Here is a 19,198-nt window from a genome sequence, read left to right on the forward strand (position 1 = left end):
TATTACTTTGAAGCGGAATAAATTGTAGCCACACCCATTGTTTGTGGTCTGTTCTTCACCTCTATAAACCCAATTTTTCTCAAAATATTGTTTAACATTTCGCCATGAGGGAAAACGGAGGCCGATTCACTAAGGTAAGCATAAGCCGATTTGTCTTTAGAAAACAGTTTGCCTATTAGTGGTAATATGTATTTGGTATAGAATTTATATCCCTGTTTAAAAGGTGTTTTTGTAGGTACAGATGTTTCCAGTATTACAAAAATACCACCCGGTTTTAATACCCTTAAAATTTCGGAAAGTCCTTTTTCAAGGTTTTCAAAATTACGAACCCCAAAAGCTACGGTAATCGCGTCGAAGCTGTTGTCTTCAAACGGAATATTTTCGCTGTCGCCCAGTACCATTTCAATTTTACCGTCAAGCTTTCTTTCGGCTATTTTTTTACGGCCTACTTCAAGCATACCTGCAGAAATGTCAAGTCCGGTAATTTTTTTTGCTCCGGTTTGTGTCATTAAAATGGCAAGGTCGCCCGTACCTGTGGCAATATCAAGAACAGTTTCGGGTTTTGTGTCCGATACCAGTTTTAATACCTTTTTTCTCCATTTAACATCTATACCAAAAGAAATCACGCGGTTAAGCCCGTCATACTTACCTGAAATGGTATCAAACATTTGGGCTACCTGTTCTTTTTTTCCCAGTTGGGAATCTTTATAGGGGGTTACGTTTTGTGACATTGCAAATATTTACGGCGCAAAGATAAAAATAGTTTTTTGGAAAACAGTTTTTAATTATTAGCTATATGGATTGGTTATTTAATACTTAGTTCTAATAATGTATAAGTTAATTCTTTTTTGAAAAAAGTATGAGTGTTAATCCATTCACCTTTGTTTTTTACTTGTGTTATGAATATATCATCTCTACCATCATATAGTGCTCTTTTAAAAGTGTATTCAATTGCCCATGAGCAACAATTTTTTTCAGAATAATTTATGAGAACAATCTGTTTTTTATCAAGAATGGAAAAGGATAAATCAAAAAGAAATAAATTCCAGTTTTTATTTTGATTCTTTTCTATTTCAAATAAGTTATCATTCATTTTTACCAGTATTCTTCACAAAAGTCTCAAACGTAAAGTCAAACTTATGTTTATCATCTTTTGGATGATATACTTTTTCGGTAAGTTCCCATTTGTTAGGGTCAATCTCCGGGAAAAAAGCATCAGCTTCGGGAGTGGTGCCGTGTACACGGGTAAGTTCTATCTTATCAGCAAACGGTAGGGACTGTTTGTAAATCTCACCACCACCTATTACGAATACCTCCTCATCCTGCGGGCATGCCTTGATGGCTTCTTCCAGACTGTTAGCTATAATACAGTTTTCGGCTGTGTAATCCTGTTGTCTTGTAATAATAACATGAGTACGGTTAGGAAGCATTCCCGGAAGGCTGTCAAAAGTTTTACGACCCATTATTATGTAATGGCCGGAGGTTAATTGCTTAAAGCGTTTAAAATCGTCCGGCAGGTGCCATATCATCTGGTTGTCTTTTCCTAAAGCATTGTTTTCTGCTGCTGCAGCTATAAGGGTAATAGTCATTATTCTGTTGGGGTAGTAGTATTGTCGGTTTCTGTTTCTGTTTGTGCGTTTTCGCTGTCTTTCTCCAGTTTCTTTTCAAGCTGACTTATCCTGCGTTCCTGCCTGGCTACAAGCTTGTCAATTTGTTCCTGTTCCCATTTCTTGTTTATAAAACTTTCGGTTACAAATACTTTTATAAAGTGCATTATAAACAGGAATGCCCATGCGGTAATAGCCCATAGATACCAGTCTTTTTCAGGGTTTACGTTAAGCCATTTGTTTATAATGTATAAAAATATACTGCCTACAAAAAACAGTATAAAGTGGAAGTAAACACGTTTCTTCTGCTTTACCCTTTTGCGGGCATATTCATACAACTCCTGTTGATTTGGTTCCATAAGTTAATATTATATAACTTAAAGATAGGGAAAAAAACAATTACACCGCCACAACTCCTTTAATATGTGGGTGCGGATCGTAGTCTGTTAATGTGAAGTCTTCAAATTTAAAGTCAAAAATGTCTTTAACCTTAGGGTTAAGTATCATTTTAGGTAACGGTCTTGGCTCGCGGGTTAGCTGAAGTTGCAACTGCTCCATGTGGTTGTTGTATATATGGGCGTCACCAAAAGTATGCACAAAATCTCCCGGTTTAAGGTCGCATACCTGTGCAATCATCATGGTAAGCAATGCATAGGATGCAATATTAAACGGAACACCTAAAAAGATATCGGCACTCCTTTGGTATAGCTGGCATGATAATTTGCCATCGGCCACATAAAACTGAAAGAAAGCATGACATGGAGGTAGTGCTACTTTACCTTCGGCTACATTCTCTGCAAATGATTTAGAAGTATCCGGCAGTACTTTAGGGTTCCAGGCACTAACAAGCATCCTACGGCTGTTAGGGTTGTTTTTTAAGGTGTCAATAAGTTCTTTGATCTGGTCTATTTCCTGGCTGTCCCAGTTTCTCCACTGATGGCCGTATACGGGGCCCAAATCGCCGTTCTCATCGGCCCATTCGTCCCAAATCCTTACGCCGTTCTCGTTTAGATAGCCAATATTTGTGTTGCCCTGTAAAAACCAAAGCAGCTCATATATAATAGATTTAAGGTGTAGCTTTTTTGTAGTAACAAGCGGAAAACCTTCGCTAAGGTCAAAACGCATCTGGTAACCAAAAACACTTTTAGTACCCGTTCCTGTACGGTCACCTTTTTGGTTTCCGTTCTCCATTACATGCTTCACTAAATCTAAATACTGCTTCATTGTGTGTTTATTTGATAATTGGGTTATTTGTTTATTTGGTTGTGGTGACCACATAACCAAATACACTAATTAACTAATCAACTCTCTCTTTTAGATATTTCGTCCCTTATTTTAGCTGCTTTTTCATAGTCTTCATTTTGTACTGCACCATCGAGCATATCATACAGTTCCTGTATGGAGTATTGTGAATAGCCTTCTCCCGAAACTTCTTCGGCTCCGAAAGTTTGTGGTTCCGAAAGTACATCTTCGCTTTCGGGGTTGTCCGGCTCGGGGTTTATTTTAAGATAAATTCCGGCTTTGTCCAAAATGTTTTTGTAGGTGAAAATAGGCGCATTGAAACGCAGGGCGAGTGCAATTGCGTCAGAAGTTCTGGCGTCAATAATTTCCTCAATGCGGTCGCGTTCACAAATAATGCTCGAAAAGAAAACACCGTCTACAAGTTTGTGTATAATTACCTGTTTTACCACGATGTCAAAACGGTCTGCAAAGTTTTTAAAAAGATCGTGGGTAAGGGGTCTTGGCGGTTTAATCTCTTTTTCCAGTGCTATTGCGATGGACTGGGCCTCAAACGCACCAATTACAATTGGTAATTTTCGTTCACCGTCTACCTCATTCAGGATAAGAGCATACGCGCCGTTTTGTGTCTGACTGTACGAAATCCCTTTAATAGTAAGTTTAACTAAGCTCATAAAAATCGTTCCTCTTTTCAAATAAAAAGGGCTATCTGAACAAATATAAAACCATCTGTTTCAGATAGCCCTTTCATGGGCACAATTTATAATAAAATTATGAGTTTTGAGCCTTAAACTCTTTTATTTTTTCAGTCAACTTAGGAACAACTTCAAAAGCATCACCTACAACACCATAGTCTGCAACTTTAAAGAAAGGAGCGTCCGGGTCAGTGTTTATAACTACTTTCACCTTAGAGGAGTTGATCCCTGCAATGTGCTGTATAGCTCCCGAGATACCTACTGCTATATAAAGGTTAGAGGCTACAGGTTTACCTGTTTGCCCTACGTGTTCAGAGTGAGGTCTCCATCCAAGATCTGATACCGGTTTAGAGCATGCAGTTGCAGCGCCAAGGGCAGCAGCAAGATCTTCAATCATTCCCCAGTTCTCAGGGCCTTTAAGTCCGCGTCCGCCTGAAACTACGATTTCAGCATCGGCAATAGTTACTTTACCTGTTACTTTTTCTACAGACTCTACTTTAATAGTGAAGTCGTTATCGTTTAATGACGGAGCAAACTCTTCTTCTGTAGCGGCGCCTGCTGCTTCAATAAGTCCGAATGAGTTTTTAGCAATAGCTAATACTTTTACGTCAGTGTTTATTTCTGTTACATTGAAAGCTTTGTTAGAAAAAGCATTCCTTTTAACGTGGAAAGGAGAAATGCTTTCCGGTAGTGCAACTACGTTTGATGCATAACCTGCCTCAAGGCCTACAGCTACAAGCGGAGCCAGGTAAAGGCTGTCTGTAGTAGAGGAAAGAAGTACAATTTTAGCTCCTTCTTTTTGGGCTGCCTGCTTAACTACATCAGCATAAGCTTTAGCGTTAAAAGAATTTAATTTGTCGTTCTTTACGTTTAATACTTTGTCAACTCCGTATTTTCCAAGTTGTGAAGCATCGGCAGCATTAACAGCTACTGCAGTTACAGTAGTTCCTGTTTCACCTGCTATTTTCTTTGCGTAAGAGGCAAGCTCAAACGCTGTTTTTTTAAATTTTCCTTCTGCTGATTCAGCGTATATTAAGATAGACATAATTCTAATTTATTAATTGAGTCAATTTATTAATGTAATAGTTGGTAAACTGTTACATTGTTTAACTGAGTCATTGTTGTATTAAATTACTTTAGCTTCGTTATGTAATAGGTTAACCAGTTCGTCAAGGTTATCCGGGCTAATAAGTTTTACTGCCGATTTTGGAGCCGGTTTTTCAAACTTCACAGCCTGCGTAGCATTGTTAGCAGCTACAGGTTCAAGTACTGTAAGGGTTTTTTGTCTTGCCTGCATAATACCTCTCATGTTTGGTATTTTAAGGTCTTTCTCTTCTACAAGTCCTTTTTGTCCGCCTATTACAAGAGGAAGTTTAGCGCTAAGGGTTTCTTTACCTCCGTCTATCTCTCTTACGGCTTTAGCATCGGTTCCGTTAACGTCCAGTCCGATACATGAGTTAATAAAGTCGTAACCTAAGTTTGCTGCAAGCATACCCGGTACCATTCCTCCGTTATAATCAAGAGATTCCTTACCGGCAATTACAAGGTTATAATTTCCGTTTTTCACAACTTCAGCAAGTTGTTTTGCAACAAAAAATCCATCGGTTGGGTTAGCGTTTACACGAATGGCTTCGTCAGCACCAATAGCAAGGGCTTTTCTAAGAGTAGCCTCTGCGTCAGGTCCGCCAACATTCACAACAGTTACGTTTGCTCCCTGTTGCTCTTTAAACCAAACTGCTCTGGTTAAACCAAATTCGTCGTTAGGATTTATAACAAACTGTACCCCGTTAGTATCAAATTCTGAATCCCCGTTGGTAAAGTTGATTTTGGAAGTAGTATCAGGCACGTGGCTGATGCAAACTAATATTTTCATTTTTATAAAGTTATAAAGATTATTTTCCGGTTACGAAGTTAATAATTTTATTTAAATAAAAAACTATGCACGCATAATAAATATGCTTTTTTTAAAAAAATGCTGTTAAAATTTAATATACCACTAAAAACGCACACGTTTTAGCTTGATAATTGCGGAATTTTAATTGCTTAAAACAGAAGAAAAACAGGGGTATTTATTTGATGTTTTTTGAGACAGAAATAAATATAAAATCTTTATTTTTGCCAATCATAAAATTAAGAAATACAATATTACATGAGAACTATACAGTTTAGAGAGGCCGTTTGCGAAGCAATGAGCGAAGAGATGCGTCGCGATGAGTCAGTATATTTAATGGGTGAAGAAGTTGCCGAATATAACGGTGCTTATAAAGCATCTAAAGGTATGCTGGACGAGTTTGGTCCTAAAAGGGTAATCGATACTCCTATTGCCGAGCTTGGTTTTGCCGGTATTGCAGTAGGTTCTGCCATGAACGGCAACCGTCCTATTGTGGAGTTCATGACATTTAACTTCTCGTTAGTGGGTATTGATCAAATTATAAACAATGCTGCTAAAATGAGACAGATGTCTGCCGGGCAGTTTTCAATGCCAATCGTTTTCCGTGGTCCTACAGCATCTGCAGGTCAGCTTGCTGCGACTCACTCACAGGCTTTTGAAAACTGGTATGCAAATACTCCGGGTCTTAAAGTTGTAGTTCCTTCAAATCCATATGACGCAAAAGGTCTTTTAAAATCGGCTATCCGTGATAATGACCCTGTAATCTTCATGGAGTCTGAGCAAATGTATGGCGATAAAGGTGAAGTGCCGGAAGGTGAGTACACTATTCCGCTGGGGGTTGCTGATATTAAGCGTGAAGGTAAAGATGTAACCATTGTTTCTTTCGGTAAAATCATCAAGGAGGCTTTCATTGCTGCAGATGAACTGGAGAAAGAAGGTATAAGCTGTGAAGTTATCGATCTTAGAACAGTTCGCCCAATGGATTATGATGCGATTTTAAACTCTGTGAAAAAAACAAACAGACTTGTGGTTCTTGAAGAGGCCTGGCCGTTTGCAAGTGTAGCTTCTGAGATCACTTATATGGTTCAGGAAAGAGCATTTGATTATCTTGATGCTCCTGTTCAAAGAATTACAACTGCCGATACTCCGGCACCATACTCTCCTGTACTGCTTAAAGAGTGGTTGCCTAACTCTGAAGATGTTGTAAAAGCAGTTAAGAAAGTTATGTATAAATAAGAATTCAGACAAAATCTGATTATATTTGAAACTTCATCATACTATATGATGAAGTTTTTTGTTTATAGCATATATGAAAAAGAAAATACTTTTTTTACTGGTAGTATTTATTGGATTTACAGCCTGTTTATCAGCACAAACTAAAGTTAGCGGAATAGTGCTGGATGAAGGCAATGAGCCTATACCTTATGCTAATGTTTACTTTAAAGGGACTGCCGAAGGTGTAATAACTGATGAGAATGGAAAATTCTATTTAGAGTCTCAAAATACCTACAGGGAAATACAAATCTCTTTTGTAGGGTATGAGTCAAAAGATATACAGCTTCAAAAGCAAAGTACCTACGATCTCAAAGTGGTTTTGGGCGAAGGGCAAATGCTAAATGAGGTTGTGCTTTATTCGGGTAAAACCTCTAAGAAAAATAACCCTGCCATTGATATACTTCGTAAAATTTGGGAACGCAGAAGGAAAAACGGACTCAGGATGTTTGATCAGTACCAGTTCGATAAGTATGAAAAGGTAGAGTTTGATATGAATAATATAGATAGCGCCTTTACTAAGAGAAAGCTTTTTAAGGGTATGGAGTTTATATTTGATCATGTAGATACTTCGAGCGTTACGGGTAAAACCTATCTGCCTATATTTATTAATGAGAATATAGGGAAGGTGTATGGTGATAATACCACAAACAGCCGTAAGGAAATAACCGAGGCTAATAAAAACTCCGGCTTTAGTGATAATCAGCAAATAATAGCTTTTATCAAAGACCTGTATGCTGAGTATGACATCTATGATAATTACCTTAAATTTTTTGATAAGGATTTTGTGAGCCCGCTATCACGCACGGGTATAAATGTGTATAATTATGTTTTGCATGACAGTTCGTATGTAGATAATAAGTGGTGTTATAATATAGTGTTTTATCCAAGGCGTAAAAATGAGCTAACCTTTAAGGGAAATTTTTGGGTAAACGATACCACTTTTGCTATAAAGAAAATTGTAATGTCGGCCAGTAAAAGTGCTAATATTAACTGGGTGAAAGATATTTATATTGAGCAGGAGTTTGAGGTAATGAACGATTCGGTTTTTCTGCTTACCCGGGATCATATGATGTCTGATTTTGCTCTAAGGAAAAAGGAAGGCTCTAAAGGTGTTTATGGTAAAAGAACCACGCTTTTCCGTAACTATGAATTCGATATAAAAAAGCCGTCCGATTTTTATCATAAAGAAGTCAATGAGTTTGATGAGGCTGTAAATAACAAATCAGACGATTACTGGAGGGAAAACCGTTTTGAGTCGCTCAATAAAGATGAGAAGGCTATATATAAAATGCTGGATACCCTTAAAACTGTCCCAAGGTTTAAACAGATGTATAATCTCGTCGCAACGCTGGGGTCGGGTTATTATCAGATAAATCATTTTGATTACGGACCTATTTTCTCCACCTTCGGCTATAATGATGTTGAGGGTATAAGGGTTAGAACCGGAGGACGTACCTATTTTGGCCAAAATGATCCGTGGAGGGTAGAGGGCTATACTGCTTATGGTTTTAAAGATAATAAGTTTAAGTATGGAATCTCGGGCAAATGGATGGTTAATAAAAAGAACAGGATTATCCTCTCTGGGGGTAACCGTAGAGATATAGAGCAAACCGGGGTTAGTCTTACGGCTACTAACGATGTACTTGGTCGTAGCTTTGCGTCATCCTCTCTTTTTGCCAGCGGAGATAACAGTAAACTTACCAATATAAGATTAACTACATTTGCGGCAGAAATAGAACCGGTTAAAAATTTACTTTTCAGAACGAGTTTTTCATACAGGACATTAAAGTCGGCTTCACCTCAAACCTTTAATATGGATTATTATATAGATCCAAATGATCCTTCGCAAGGGGTGAGGAGTAGAGTAAATCAATATGAATACAGTTTGCATGCTGATTATACTCCGGGAAGAAGAACAATAGGTTATGGAGTGGAGCGTAGTGATGTTGATTTAAACTATGCCCGACTGTATTTGAATTTCACACAGGGAGTGAAGCTTTTTGATAGTGATTTTGAATATCAAAAATTACAATTCTACTATAGGCAGCCTGTCCTTATAGGTGGTTTCGGTAGGTTGTTTACAACGCTTGAGGCCGGGAAGATATTTGGAGCTGTTCCGCTAGGGTTAATGGGTATTGTGCCGGGTAACCAGTCGTACTTTATTATAGAGAATACTTATAACCTGATGAATTATTATGAATTTGCTGCCGATGAATATGTTTCATTGCATTTGGAACATAATTTTAACGGTAGGCTTTTTGCCAGAATACCGCTTTTAAGAAAGCTTAACCTAAGGGAGATAGTTGGAATTAAAGGGGTATATGGTACCGTTTCTCAAAGAAATATCGATTTAAATGCTTCAAGTATAACCTATCGTGCTCCTGAGGATGTATATTGGGAGTATCACGCAGGTGTTGGGAATATATTTAAAGTATTCCGTATAGATTTTGCATGGAGGGGTAGTTATCTTGATTTGCCGGATATTAATAAGTTTGCTGTTAAGGGAACTTTCGGTTTTCATTTTTAATATTCTTCGTTGGTGTGAAAAAAATTGTATTTTAGTGTCGAATACGTAATTGTCCATTAATCTTTACTATATGAAAAGCATAGCTATATGCGTTTTTACTCTGTTTGCCTTAGTGTTTTTAGGGTGTAAACAGCAAAAAGAAGAAGAACAAAGTAAATCTGAGGAAGTTCTTGAAAAAGCAACTTCTGTAGAGCAGGAACAAAACATAGTTCCTGTTGAAAGATACTTTACTGATGCTCCTGTTGCAGTAGTTAAAAATGGTGAAATTGAGTATACGGATTATGATGCTTTTCTTGAAAAATGGAAATCAGTTACAGGTAAAGAAGGTGTTATAGCAACTATAGAAATTAAGAAAACTGATGTTGGAGGTGTAGATGATAATTTTTATATGGTGCTGGCATCTAGTGAGGATAAAAAAACAAAATTTGGAACCTTACTTACTATGCAGAACTCTAAACTTTACTATTATGCTCCGCAGGATATTGTAGTAATGATAATGTGTAAAGGCTGTGTGGATGATTGTGAAGTTATTGTAGCTTACAATGGAGTAGCCAGTCTTTCATGTTCTGAGGGATGTTCTGATTGTATTAAGCGTGAAGGTATTTTCAGGCTTAAGAGGAGTGAGTAATAGTTTTTTTTAACATTTAGTTAGGAGTTTTGATAAGCGAAAAAGATTATTTTCGTTTTAAATAGAGTCAGTTAAATAATTAAACCTTGCCTTATTATGAGAAAAAATACTTTATTAAGTCTTTTGTTTTTATTTGTTTCTTTAGTTTTTGTCTCCTGTAGTGATGACAAATCTAATGTTGAGATGAATAATGGAGATACTGCATTAAGCCTTAAAAGCAGGTCTTCTGTATGGAGTGGTCCCATTGCTGTGCTTCAAAATGGTGAAGTTGTTTTAGCGGCGCAGGAAAGTGATTTGCTGCAGGCTTTCAATGAGTATTTTAAAGAGAGAGGCTATGTAGAGCAGGTTCAATCTGTTTCTCTTGTAAAAAAAGTAGCAAGTAATGATTCAAGTATAGAGCGTTATTTTCTTTTAGGTTCAACAGGTGATAACCTTACGGCTAATGTTATATTAAGGCAAGAACCATCTACGCCGCGATTTTATGTAGACGATTCGTTTGAATTTGTTACGTTTTGCGAAGGCTGTCCAAGTGGTTGTCATGTTAAGTTTTTGAAACACGAGGGGAAAATTATTCCATACTGTGATGAAGGACCATGTACTATTTATTGGTGTGAGCAGTTTGATGAGGGTAATACTTTGAATGATTAAATGCTGAAAGTAGTTTTTATTAATAGTTAATACGTATAGTAGTTTAAAGTCTTCTTTTTAAGAAGACTTTTTTATTTGATAGGGTTTTGGTTTTACATCAGGATATGAAATAATGTGGTTTTCCTCATTAAATTTATGTAAATACACTACTAACCAGTGTTTTTAATAGGGGTGTTGCTTTGTAAACAGTATTTTTTGCATTAATTTTGCAGCCGCAAAACTGTAAATGAAATAAATACAACAAAATAAAATGAGCGCAGCAAAATCAAATTCGTTCGATGTACTTATCGAGATACCAAAAGGAAGCAGAAATAAATATGAGTATGACTTTGAACTAAAGAAAATACGTTATGACAGGATGTTATTCTCATCTATGATGTATCCTGCAGATTACGGTTTCATACCGGAAACTCTTGCTCTTGACGGTGATCCTCTTGATGTATTAGTACTGGTTACAGAGCCTACTTTCCCTGGTTGTGTTATGGAAGTTAAGCCAATTGGTGTATTCCACATGGCAGATGAGAAAGGTCCGGATGAGAAAATTGTTTGCGTTCCTATGTCAGACCCAATCTGGAATAAGTTAGAAGACCTAAGTGATATGAATCCGCACCTTCTAAAAGAGATTGAGCACTTCTTTAAAGTTTACAAAGATCTTGAAAACAAGAAAGTTGATGTAGAAGGATGGGGAGATGTGAAGGAAGCTCGTGAAATTATAGAGAAATGTGTTGATCGTTTTGAGTCTTTACAAGACAAGCCTGCTGAATTATTTAGCATCAGATAATAATATTTCCTAAAAAAATATGAAAAAAGCAATATTCTGTATAGAATATTGCTTTTTTATTTGTCTTGGTTTTGCTACATTTACTAATGTATTAACAAACCAAACAATTTTTTTATGGAATCAATAATGATTTACGTGCCTATAATAATGGCCGTTGTAGGGTTGCTGTTTATGGCAGTTAAAAGATCATGGGTCCTTAAGCAAGATGCCGGTGACGGGAAAATGAAAGAAATCTCAGATCACATCTATGAAGGAGCTTTAGCTTTCCTAAAAGCGGAATATAAATTATTAGCATTTTTTGTTATAGCCGCCAGTATAGCTCTGGCGGTTATTTCTTATATAGTCCCCACTACAGATATACTTATTGTGGTAGCTTTTATTTTTGGGGCCTTCTTTTCTGCGTTAGCAGGAAATATGGGAATGAAAATAGCTACCAAGTCTAATGTAAGAACTACACAAGCCGCAAGGTCAAACCTGCCACAGGCACTTAAGGTTTCGTTTGGCGGAGGTACGGTTATGGGGCTTGGTGTTGCTGGGCTTGCCGTATTAGGGTTAACAGGTTTCTTTATCTTCTTTTTTCATTACTTTATGAATGGTGTTTGGGCACCCGGAGATTTAGGTGGTGATCCAAAAACAGCTCAGGAATTAATGACTATAGTTCTGGAAACTCTGGCTGGTTTTTCCCTTGGTGCCGAATCTATTGCGCTATTTGCCCGTGTGGGTGGTGGTATTTATACTAAGGCTGCCGATGTAGGTGCCGACTTGGTAGGTAAGGTAGAAGCCGGTATACCGGAAGATGATCCGCGTAACCCTGCTACAATTGCCGATAATGTAGGTGATAACGTAGGGGATGTTGCCGGTATGGGAGCCGATTTGTTTGGGTCATACGTAGCAACAGTTTTGGCAGCAATGGTTTTGGGTAATTATGTTTTAAGAGATATAATAGCTGCTAACCCTGATGTTAGTCTTGCATTTGGAGGTATTGGCCCTATATTATTACCTATGGCTATAGCAGGCTTCGGAATACTGTTTTCTATTATAGGTACTTTATTGGTTAAAATAAAAAGCAACGATGCTAAAGAGGCAGAAGTTCAGGGAGCGCTTAATGTGGGTAACTGGGTTTCTATTGCTCTTGTGGCTGTTTCATGTTACTTTCTGGTGACTTACTTATTGCCGGAAACTATGATGATGAATTTTTATGGAGAAGATGCAAAGGAAATTTCTTCACTACGGGTATTCTACTCAACGCTGGTGGGTCTTTTTGTAGGTGGTGTTATATCATCGGTTACTGAATATTATACAGGACTTGGTAAAAAACCGGTTTTGGCTATTGTTCAAAAATCCAGTACAGGTGCAGGAACCAATATCATAGCCGGATTGGCAACAGGTATGGTTTCTACCTTCCCAACAGTGCTGCTTTTTGCAGGTGCGATTTGGGGAGCTTATGCTTTTGCAGGTTTTTATGGTGTGGCACTGGCGGCATCGGCAATGATGGCTACCACTGCTATGCAGTTGGCTATTGATGCTTTTGGTCCTATTGCAGATAATGCCGGGGGTATAGCCGAAATGAGTGAATTGCCTAAAGAAGTAAGAGGGCGTACAGATATTCTGGACTCTGTAGGTAATACTACTGCGGCAACCGGTAAAGGATTTGCTATTGCATCGGCAGCTTTAACATCGTTAGGGCTTTTTGCAGCCTATGTAACTTTTACGGGTATAGATGGTATTAATATATTCAGGGCACCTGTACTGGCCATGCTTTTTGTGGGTGGTATGATTCCGGTTGTGTTCTCGGCATTAGCTATGAATTCAGTGGGTAAGGCAGCTATGGATATGGTTTACGAGGTTAGAAGACAGTTTAAGGAGATTGCAGGTATTATGGAAGGTACAGGTAAGCCGGAGTATGGTAAGTGTGTAGAAATCTCTACAAAGGCCGCTTTACGCGAAATGATGCTTCCGGGATTGCTAACTATTGGTTTTCCTATTGCAATTGTACTTATAGGTATGCTTGTTTATCCTGATAATCATCAGTTGGTGGCAGAGATGTTAGGTGGCTATATGGCGGGTGTAACCGTGTCGGGTGTGCTTTGGGCTGTGTTCCAGAATAATGCCGGAGGAGCTTGGGATAATGCCAAGAAATCATTTGAGGCCGGGGTTATGATTAATGGGGAAATGACCTATAAAGGGTCTGATGCTCACAAGGCTGCCGTAACAGGAGATACTGTGGGTGATCCTTTTAAAGATACGTCGGGTCCGTCTATGAATATCCTTATCAAATTAACCTGTCTTATAGGTCTTGTTGTGGCTCCTATTTTGGGCGGACATGATGCTCATAGTATGAATGTGCAGTCGTCCACAGTAATAGAACAGCCTATAAATACTACGGTTGAAAAACGTACAGAAATAACAGTTGAAAAAGTAAGGGGTGAAGATGGTAAGATTACTGCTAATGTGGTAATATCTACCTATACCACAAACGAAGATATAAAAATGGAGGAGAAATCCTTTGAAGGTACAGAAGAAGAAGTGGATGCAAAGATTAACGAATTACGGGAAAATAATAAGTAAATTAATCCATTTTAAAAGAAATGCCCCTACAATTGAAGGGGCATTTTTTATTTTTAGAACAGTCCGTTTAACTCGGCATTAATTCGGTTTATAATATCTCCTAAATCTTCGGGGCTGTCAACAAAGTTGTTTTTGTCTACGTCTATAATAAGCAGTTTGCCTTTATCGTAGTTTTGAATCCAGGCCTCATAGCGCTCGTTTAGTCTGCTAAGGTAATCTATAGATATGGAGTTCTCATAATCACGCCCACGCTTGTGTATTTGCTTTACAAGGTTAGGGATGGAGCTTCTTAGATAAATAAGTAAATCAGGAGCGCCCACAAAAGTTTCCATAAGCTCAAAAAGGGAAGTATAGTTGTTAAAATCCCTGTTACTCATAAGGCCCATGGCGTGAAGGTTTGGTGCAAAAATATGTGAATCCTCATATATGGTCCTGTCCTGAATAGTAACCTTTCCGCTTTCCTTAAACTGTAATACCTGTCTTAGTCGGGTATTTAAAAAGTAGATTTGCAGGTTGAATGACCAGCGTTCCATCTGATGATAAAAATCATCGAGATAAGGGTTGTCTACCACATCCTCAAAATGTGGTTCCCATTTAAAATGTTTGGCCAGTAGTTCTGTTAGGGTAGTTTTTCCGGCCCCTATATTTCCGGCTACTGCTATATGCATTATTCGGTACTTGTTATTTTATATTGAATGATGTCGTTGTCTGTAAAAATAGATAAAATTTGCTCTTTGTAATAAAAACTCTTAAAGCTTTTTTTCTTTACCTCAATTAGTTTGCGGCTTTGGGTTTCCATGTTGTAAAGGTACATATTATTGTCCTTTTTGAATAGTACTTTTTGTGGTGCTATAAACTGCAGTTGGTCAAAGCCCTCTGTTATTCCCAGTGTATTTACCTTGCCAAACAGGTTTACCCTATAGCAGGTGTTGGTATTATTTACCCAGTAAAAATAATTATAGTCAGACTGGTAGTACTGCATACCGCCGCTCAGTTGTGGTGTAATTGTTTTATAACTATTCTGGGCTATATCATACAATCCTATTTGTTGTGTGTTAATATCATAAACCCACAAACGGTTTTGTGAAGCTAAACTAACAGCTTCGGCTATTATAGCCTGCGGAGTGTCTGAAAAGTTTATTCTCGCTGTTTCGGTAAGCTGACTGTCCAGCAATACAACTGTATTGAAGTTCTTGTAGAATAAAACTACCTGTAATGGGTTTTGCAGGTCTACCTGATAGATGTCTCCCAGTGAAAGGCTTTTGTATTTAAGAACCTTATTGTCCTTTTGTTTTTTAAACTCATTGTCACTTATGGTATACTCATAGCCAAAGGCATCGGTTCCTATATATCTTTCGGGTGCAGCCTTGCTGTTAGAAAGAAATTTAACAGGAATGGTAAGCTCCTGTGCTGAGGTACAGTTACAAACAAATAGCAGGAGTATAATGATGGTATTTTTCATACTTAGCCAAAGTACAAAAAATTAGAATGAGAGAAAACTTAATATTTTTTAAAAAGTAATGTAACGAATGGGCTTTTGGACAGTCTAACAAATAAATGCAAAAACCAATCGATATGAAAAATTTCACTTTTTATGTTATAACATTACTTTTTTCTGTTTTCCTGTCTCATGCTCAGGAATTTCAGGGAGAAGCCGTATATGAGTCTAAAACCAGTATGGAAGATGCTACAAAGCAACTTGACGGAAACAAGAACATTACGCCGGAAATGAGAAAAATGATTGAGGAGAGAATTCGCCCTATGTTTGAAAAGACTTTTGTACTACATTTTGATAAAACGGCTTCTGTTTATCAGGAAGAACAAAAGCTGGATGCACCGGGACAGGACGGAGGAATGTTTAAAATGATGTCGTCCATGATGGGCGGTGGCGGAAAACACTACAAAAATGTAAAGGACAAGAGGGTACTTGTAGAGAAAGATATTTTTGGGAAAGAGTTTTTAGTAGACGATTCGCTTCCGGCTATTAAATGGAAAATGGTAAACGAAACAAAAAAAATAGGTAACTACACCTGTTTTAAGGCTACTGCTGTTATGCCTGTAGATAAAACCAACCTGATGAACATGCGTCCTAAAAAAGGAGCAGAAGAAAAAATAAAAAAGTTACAGGAGGAAGGTAAGGAAGAAGAATTGAGAAAAACCAACTTTATGGATATGGTAGAGATGCCTGAATCGGTTGAGATTACAGCTTGGTATACTCCGGAAATACCTATTAGCCAGGGACCGGGTAATTACTGGGGACTTCCGGGACTTATACTGGAAGTAAGTGATGGCAAAACAATGATACTTTGTTCTAAAATAGTACTTAATCCTAAAGATAAGACCGAGATTAAAGAGCTTAAGAAAGGAGAGAAAGTAACTCAGGAAGAATTTGCTGAAATCCTGATGAAAAAAATGCAGGAAATGCAGGAAATGCGTGGCGGTCCAAGAGGCGGAGGTCATCGAGGTATGGGTAGACCATAATCCTTATTTAAAAAATAATATGCCTAAGTATCAATAGGAAGGAGAATCCTATAATAGTATAACTGCAGGCGAACAGAATAAAATTACACTAACCAACCAATGAGAAATTTTTTACTTGCTGTTGTACTATTGGTTTCGGCCTTTGTACAGGCACAAAGCATTCATGTAGAGGGTACCATTAAAGATTCTACCGGAACAGGTTTGGAAATGGCTAATATAATGGCGGTTAACAAAACTACTAACGAAATGGAGTCGTATGCCATTACCAATGAGAAAGGTAAATATCAGCTTACCCTGAAAACCAATACCAGCTATATTTTAAAATCAAGCTATATAGGTTATACACCAAAGGAAGAAGTAATAACCACAACCACCGATGATATGGTAAAAGACCTTGTGCTTCAGCAGGGTGTAGAACTGGCAGGACTTGAAATTACCTATGAAATGCCGGTTACCATAAAAGGGGATACGATTGTGTATAATTCTGACTCTTTTACAAACGGTAGTGAGCGTAAATTGGAAGATGTGCTTAAAAAACTTCCGGGGGTTGAGGTGAATGACGACGGAGAGGTAACGGTGGAAGGTAAAACCGTATCCAAACTTATGGTTGAAGGGAAGGATTTTTTTGACGGAGATACCAAGCTGGGGGTTAAAAATATTCCTGCCGATGCGTTGGATAAGATTGAGGTACTTCGTAACTACAATGAGGTCAGCCAGCTAAAAGGACTTGAAAACAATCAGGACAATGTAGCAATGAATATCAAACTGAAAGATGGTAAAAAGAATTTTTGGTTTGGTGATGTTACTGCCGGAGCCAGTATAGGTGAGGGTGAGCGTTACCTTGTGAACCCTAAGTTGTTTTACTACAGTCCTAAATACAGTATTAATGTAATAGGTAACCTTAATAATAACGGTGAACTGCCGCTTACTATTCAGGATTATATGAAGTTCTCGGGTGGCTTTCGTAACATGATGCGTAAAGGTGGTACCAGTTTTAATATTGGTTCTAACGATTTGGGTATATCACTGCTAAGAAATAACAGGGCTAAGGAGATTGAAACCAAATTTGGCGCAGCTAACTTCAGTTATAATCCAACCGAATCGTTAACCATTAGCGGTTTTGGTATTTACAATTCAAGCCGTACGGAGACAGAAACTCAAACTCGTAACCAGATATTAGATCCTGAAACAGGGGAGACACAAACTACACAGGAAACAGATGAAAGATCACTGCAAAAAAGTGATTTTGCCCTATTTAAACTAAGCGGAAGTTATATTCCGAATAAAAATCTTCATGTTGATTACGATGCTTTCCTGAAGGCCTCAAGCCAACAGGAGGATAATGGTTTGTTCTCGTCGGTTTTTCCGGAAACAGAACAGGATCAGGAAATTTATTCGGTTAAAAAGCAAAAGCCCTTTTCGTTCAATCAAAACTTTAACCTGTACTATACTTTAGATGATAAGAATGTATTTGCCTTTGAGGCACAACACCTGTATCAGGATGAAGATCCGTTTTATAATGCCAACCTGGGTAACAATCCGTTCCCTGATTCCGGTATCGGAGACACATCGCTTAACTTAGGATTATCACCTGCTACCCGTTATGATATTTCGCAGGAGCGTTTTGTGATTACCAATAAGGTCGATGTTAAAGCTGACTATTATTATATGGTTACGCCTAAAAGTAATATCAACCTGACGCTGGGCGATACATATTCTTACCAAAGCTTTAATTCTGATATATTCCAGATCTTAGATGATGGCTCTCAGGATAATCTGGATGATAATAGTAAAAATGATGTGAACTATAGTTTTAACGATGTCTTCCTTGGATTACATTATAAGTTCATAACCGGTAAGTTTACTTTTAATCCAGGGGTGAGCCTGCACAGTTATAATGTATACAATGAGCAAAAGGATATTAAAGTAAATAATGATTTTTACAGGGTATTGCCGGATGTGTATGCGCTTTATCAGATTAAAAAATCAGAAAGCCTTACCTATACCTACAATATGACCACTCAGTTTACCGATGTGACCAACTTTGCACAGGGGCTTATATTTACCAACTATAACTCGCTTTTCAGAGGTAATCCATATCTTGAAAATGCACTTTATCAAAGTCATAATCTGCGCTACTTTAAGTTTGACATGTTCAACTTTACGCAGGTATTCGGTTCTCTTACCTATAATCATCGTATGGATGCTATTAAAAGCCTTGCGGGGTATAACGGGGCTAATAGTATAAGCACTATGGAGAACTCTAATTTTGCCGATGAGTCCTTAAGTGGTATGATAGGTTATAACAGGAGTTTCTGGCGTTACTATAAAGCCTCTGTAGGGGCTAATCTAAATTGGAATAAATACAACAACTTCAGGTTTGATCCGCAAAGCGGGGTGCAGGGAGTGCCATCACTGGAAAACTCAATAAGGCAGACTAACGAGCAGTTTACACAAAGTTATTCGGTTAGTTTCTCTACCAACTATAAAACGATGCCTAACTTAGAGCTTGGTTACAGTATAAGTATAAATGACTATGCTAATAACAAGTTCTATAATCATAGACCGTTTGCCAAATTGGATTATTATTTCTGGGATTCGTTTACCGTTACTGCTGATTATCAGTTTAATCATTACTATAATGATACAAGGACATCAGATAACAAATATGACTTTCTGGATGCTTATGTTATGTACAGGAAACCGGGAAGCAAATGGGAGTTTAAAGTAGGTGGAACCAACCTGCTTAATACCACTTCGCTTAATGATGACAGCTTTAACCAGTTCAGGACAAGCGTATCTCGATACAGGGTGCAGCCACGATATTTAATGCTTACTATAAAATATGGTTTATAAAA

General features: G+C 37.8%; 18 protein-coding genes. 8 read left to right on the forward strand and 10 right to left on the reverse strand.

The features are described 5' to 3' along the window. Positions 1-2 precede the first annotated feature (2 nt). The 8 genes from ubiE to ABS768_RS07065 form a co-directional block, all read right to left on the reverse strand. The gene (gene ubiE, locus ABS768_RS07030) at positions 3-731 is read right to left on the reverse strand and encodes a bifunctional demethylmenaquinone methyltransferase/2-methoxy-6-polyprenyl-1,4-benzoquinol methylase UbiE (RefSeq protein WP_408074244.1); all 729 of its coding nucleotides are present in this window, start codon (positions 729-731) and stop codon (positions 3-5) included. Positions 732-805: 74 nt separating this feature from the next. Beyond that, complete coding sequence (locus ABS768_RS07035; RefSeq protein WP_408074245.1) at positions 806-1,093, reverse strand: hypothetical protein; 288 nt, start codon at positions 1,091-1,093, stop codon at positions 806-808. Beyond that, positions 1,086-1,589 carry a dihydrofolate reductase gene (locus ABS768_RS07040; RefSeq protein ID WP_408074246.1) on the reverse strand — a complete coding sequence of 168 codons (504 nt, stop codon included), beginning with the start codon at positions 1,587-1,589 and terminating at the stop codon, positions 1,086-1,088. Before ABS768_RS07040 ends, ABS768_RS07035 begins: the two co-directional genes overlap by 8 nt. Then, positions 1,589-1,966 carry a 2TM domain-containing protein gene (locus tag ABS768_RS07045; protein ID WP_408074247.1) on the reverse strand — a complete coding sequence of 126 codons (378 nt, stop codon included), beginning with the start codon at positions 1,964-1,966 and terminating at the stop codon, positions 1,589-1,591. The genes ABS768_RS07040 and ABS768_RS07045 overlap by 1 nt, the downstream gene beginning before the upstream one ends. Before the next feature lie 40 nt (positions 1,967-2,006). After that, the gene (locus ABS768_RS07050) at positions 2,007-2,831 is read right to left on the reverse strand and encodes a thymidylate synthase (RefSeq protein ID WP_408074248.1); all 825 of its coding nucleotides are present in this window, start codon (positions 2,829-2,831) and stop codon (positions 2,007-2,009) included. Positions 2,832-2,908: 77 nt separating this feature from the next. Then, positions 2,909-3,520: a bifunctional nuclease family protein gene (locus ABS768_RS07055; protein ID WP_408074249.1), complete on the reverse strand. Its 612-nt coding sequence runs from the start codon at positions 3,518-3,520 to the stop codon at positions 2,909-2,911. A 97-nt stretch (positions 3,521-3,617) separates the two neighbouring features. After that, positions 3,618-4,586 (reverse strand): electron transfer flavoprotein subunit alpha/FixB family protein, encoded by a 969-nt coding sequence (locus tag ABS768_RS07060; RefSeq protein ID WP_408074250.1) that lies wholly within the window; start codon positions 4,584-4,586, stop codon positions 3,618-3,620. 81 nt (positions 4,587-4,667) lie between these two features. Continuing rightward, positions 4,668-5,414 carry an electron transfer flavoprotein subunit beta/FixA family protein gene (locus ABS768_RS07065; protein ID WP_408074251.1) on the reverse strand — a complete coding sequence of 249 codons (747 nt, stop codon included), beginning with the start codon at positions 5,412-5,414 and terminating at the stop codon, positions 4,668-4,670. Between the two features lie 276 nt (positions 5,415-5,690). On the opposite strand from ABS768_RS07065, the gene ABS768_RS07070 reads away from it, so the two are divergent. From ABS768_RS07070 to ABS768_RS07095, 6 genes are all read left to right on the forward strand, one after another. Continuing rightward, entirely contained in the window at positions 5,691-6,668 is a 978-nt protein-coding gene (locus ABS768_RS07070; RefSeq protein ID WP_408074252.1) for a pyruvate dehydrogenase complex E1 component subunit beta, read from the forward strand. Between the two features lie 73 nt (positions 6,669-6,741). Then, positions 6,742-9,234: a DUF5686 and carboxypeptidase-like regulatory domain-containing protein gene (locus ABS768_RS07075; protein WP_408074253.1), complete on the forward strand. Its 2,493-nt coding sequence runs from the start codon at positions 6,742-6,744 to the stop codon at positions 9,232-9,234. Positions 9,235-9,304: 70 nt separating this feature from the next. Beyond that, on the forward strand, positions 9,305-9,862 hold the full coding sequence (locus ABS768_RS07080) for a hypothetical protein (RefSeq protein WP_408074254.1): 558 nt from the start codon (positions 9,305-9,307) through the stop codon (positions 9,860-9,862). A gap of 96 nt (positions 9,863-9,958) precedes the next feature. Further along, positions 9,959-10,510 carry a hypothetical protein gene (locus tag ABS768_RS07085; RefSeq protein ID WP_408074255.1) on the forward strand — a complete coding sequence of 184 codons (552 nt, stop codon included), beginning with the start codon at positions 9,959-9,961 and terminating at the stop codon, positions 10,508-10,510. A gap of 250 nt (positions 10,511-10,760) precedes the next feature. Continuing rightward, positions 10,761-11,291 (forward strand): inorganic diphosphatase, encoded by a 531-nt coding sequence (locus ABS768_RS07090; RefSeq protein ID WP_035133920.1) that lies wholly within the window; start codon positions 10,761-10,763, stop codon positions 11,289-11,291. A 114-nt stretch (positions 11,292-11,405) separates the two neighbouring features. Then, positions 11,406-13,859, forward strand: coding sequence for a sodium-translocating pyrophosphatase (locus ABS768_RS07095; RefSeq protein WP_408074256.1), 2,454 nt, complete (start codon positions 11,406-11,408; stop codon positions 13,857-13,859). 53 nt (positions 13,860-13,912) lie between these two features. On the opposite strand, the gene ABS768_RS07100 is transcribed toward ABS768_RS07095, so the two are convergent. Then, a complete protein-coding gene (locus tag ABS768_RS07100) occupies positions 13,913-14,527 on the reverse strand; it encodes a deoxynucleoside kinase (protein ID WP_408074257.1) in 615 nt (204 codons plus the stop codon). After that, positions 14,527-15,321, reverse strand: a complete 795-nt coding sequence (locus tag ABS768_RS07105) for a hypothetical protein (protein ID WP_408074258.1) — start codon at positions 15,319-15,321, stop codon at positions 14,527-14,529. Before ABS768_RS07105 ends, ABS768_RS07100 begins: the two co-directional genes overlap by 1 nt. A gap of 113 nt (positions 15,322-15,434) precedes the next feature. Here ABS768_RS07105 and ABS768_RS07110 point away from each other — a divergent pair, with 113 nt between their 5' ends. Together ABS768_RS07110 and ABS768_RS07115 are read left to right on the forward strand one after the other, a co-directional pair. After that, positions 15,435-16,340: a GLPGLI family protein gene (locus tag ABS768_RS07110; RefSeq protein ID WP_408074259.1), complete on the forward strand. Its 906-nt coding sequence runs from the start codon at positions 15,435-15,437 to the stop codon at positions 16,338-16,340. A 99-nt stretch (positions 16,341-16,439) separates the two neighbouring features. Continuing rightward, positions 16,440-19,196 (forward strand): carboxypeptidase regulatory-like domain-containing protein, encoded by a 2,757-nt coding sequence (locus ABS768_RS07115; protein WP_408074260.1) that lies wholly within the window; start codon positions 16,440-16,442, stop codon positions 19,194-19,196. The last annotated feature ends 2 nt before the right edge of the window (positions 19,197-19,198 follow it).

The sequence above is a fragment of the Flavobacterium rhizophilum genome (assembly GCF_046000485.1).
GTDB classification, from domain to species: Bacteria; Bacteroidota; Bacteroidia; order Flavobacteriales; family Flavobacteriaceae; genus Flavobacterium; species Flavobacterium rhizophilum.

Coding starts and splice junctions, on each gene's coding strand:
- ubiE (WP_408074244.1), bottom strand. CDS start 731: ATGTCACAAAACGTAACCCCCTATAAAGATTCCCAACTGGGAAAAAAA.
- ABS768_RS07035 (WP_408074245.1), bottom strand. CDS start 1,093: ATGAATGATAACTTATTTGAAATAGAAAAGAATCAAAATAAAAACTGG.
- ABS768_RS07040 (WP_408074246.1), bottom strand. CDS start 1,589: ATGACTATTACCCTTATAGCTGCAGCAGCAGAAAACAATGCTTTAGGA.
- ABS768_RS07045 (WP_408074247.1), bottom strand. CDS start 1,966: ATGGAACCAAATCAACAGGAGTTGTATGAATATGCCCGCAAAAGGGTA.
- ABS768_RS07050 (WP_408074248.1), bottom strand. CDS start 2,831: ATGAAGCAGTATTTAGATTTAGTGAAGCATGTAATGGAGAACGGAAAC.
- ABS768_RS07055 (WP_408074249.1), bottom strand. CDS start 3,520: ATGAGCTTAGTTAAACTTACTATTAAAGGGATTTCGTACAGTCAGACA.
- ABS768_RS07060 (WP_408074250.1), bottom strand. CDS start 4,586: ATGTCTATCTTAATATACGCTGAATCAGCAGAAGGAAAATTTAAAAAA.
- ABS768_RS07065 (WP_408074251.1), bottom strand. CDS start 5,414: ATGAAAATATTAGTTTGCATCAGCCACGTGCCTGATACTACTTCCAAA.
- ABS768_RS07070 (WP_408074252.1), top strand. CDS start 5,691: ATGAGAACTATACAGTTTAGAGAGGCCGTTTGCGAAGCAATGAGCGAA.
- ABS768_RS07075 (WP_408074253.1), top strand. CDS start 6,742: ATGAAAAAGAAAATACTTTTTTTACTGGTAGTATTTATTGGATTTACA.
- ABS768_RS07080 (WP_408074254.1), top strand. CDS start 9,305: ATGAAAAGCATAGCTATATGCGTTTTTACTCTGTTTGCCTTAGTGTTT.
- ABS768_RS07085 (WP_408074255.1), top strand. CDS start 9,959: ATGAGAAAAAATACTTTATTAAGTCTTTTGTTTTTATTTGTTTCTTTA.
- ABS768_RS07090 (WP_035133920.1), top strand. CDS start 10,761: ATGAGCGCAGCAAAATCAAATTCGTTCGATGTACTTATCGAGATACCA.
- ABS768_RS07095 (WP_408074256.1), top strand. CDS start 11,406: ATGGAATCAATAATGATTTACGTGCCTATAATAATGGCCGTTGTAGGG.
- ABS768_RS07100 (WP_408074257.1), bottom strand. CDS start 14,527: ATGCATATAGCAGTAGCCGGAAATATAGGGGCCGGAAAAACTACCCTA.
- ABS768_RS07105 (WP_408074258.1), bottom strand. CDS start 15,321: ATGAAAAATACCATCATTATACTCCTGCTATTTGTTTGTAACTGTACC.
- ABS768_RS07110 (WP_408074259.1), top strand. CDS start 15,435: ATGAAAAATTTCACTTTTTATGTTATAACATTACTTTTTTCTGTTTTC.
- ABS768_RS07115 (WP_408074260.1), top strand. CDS start 16,440: ATGAGAAATTTTTTACTTGCTGTTGTACTATTGGTTTCGGCCTTTGTA.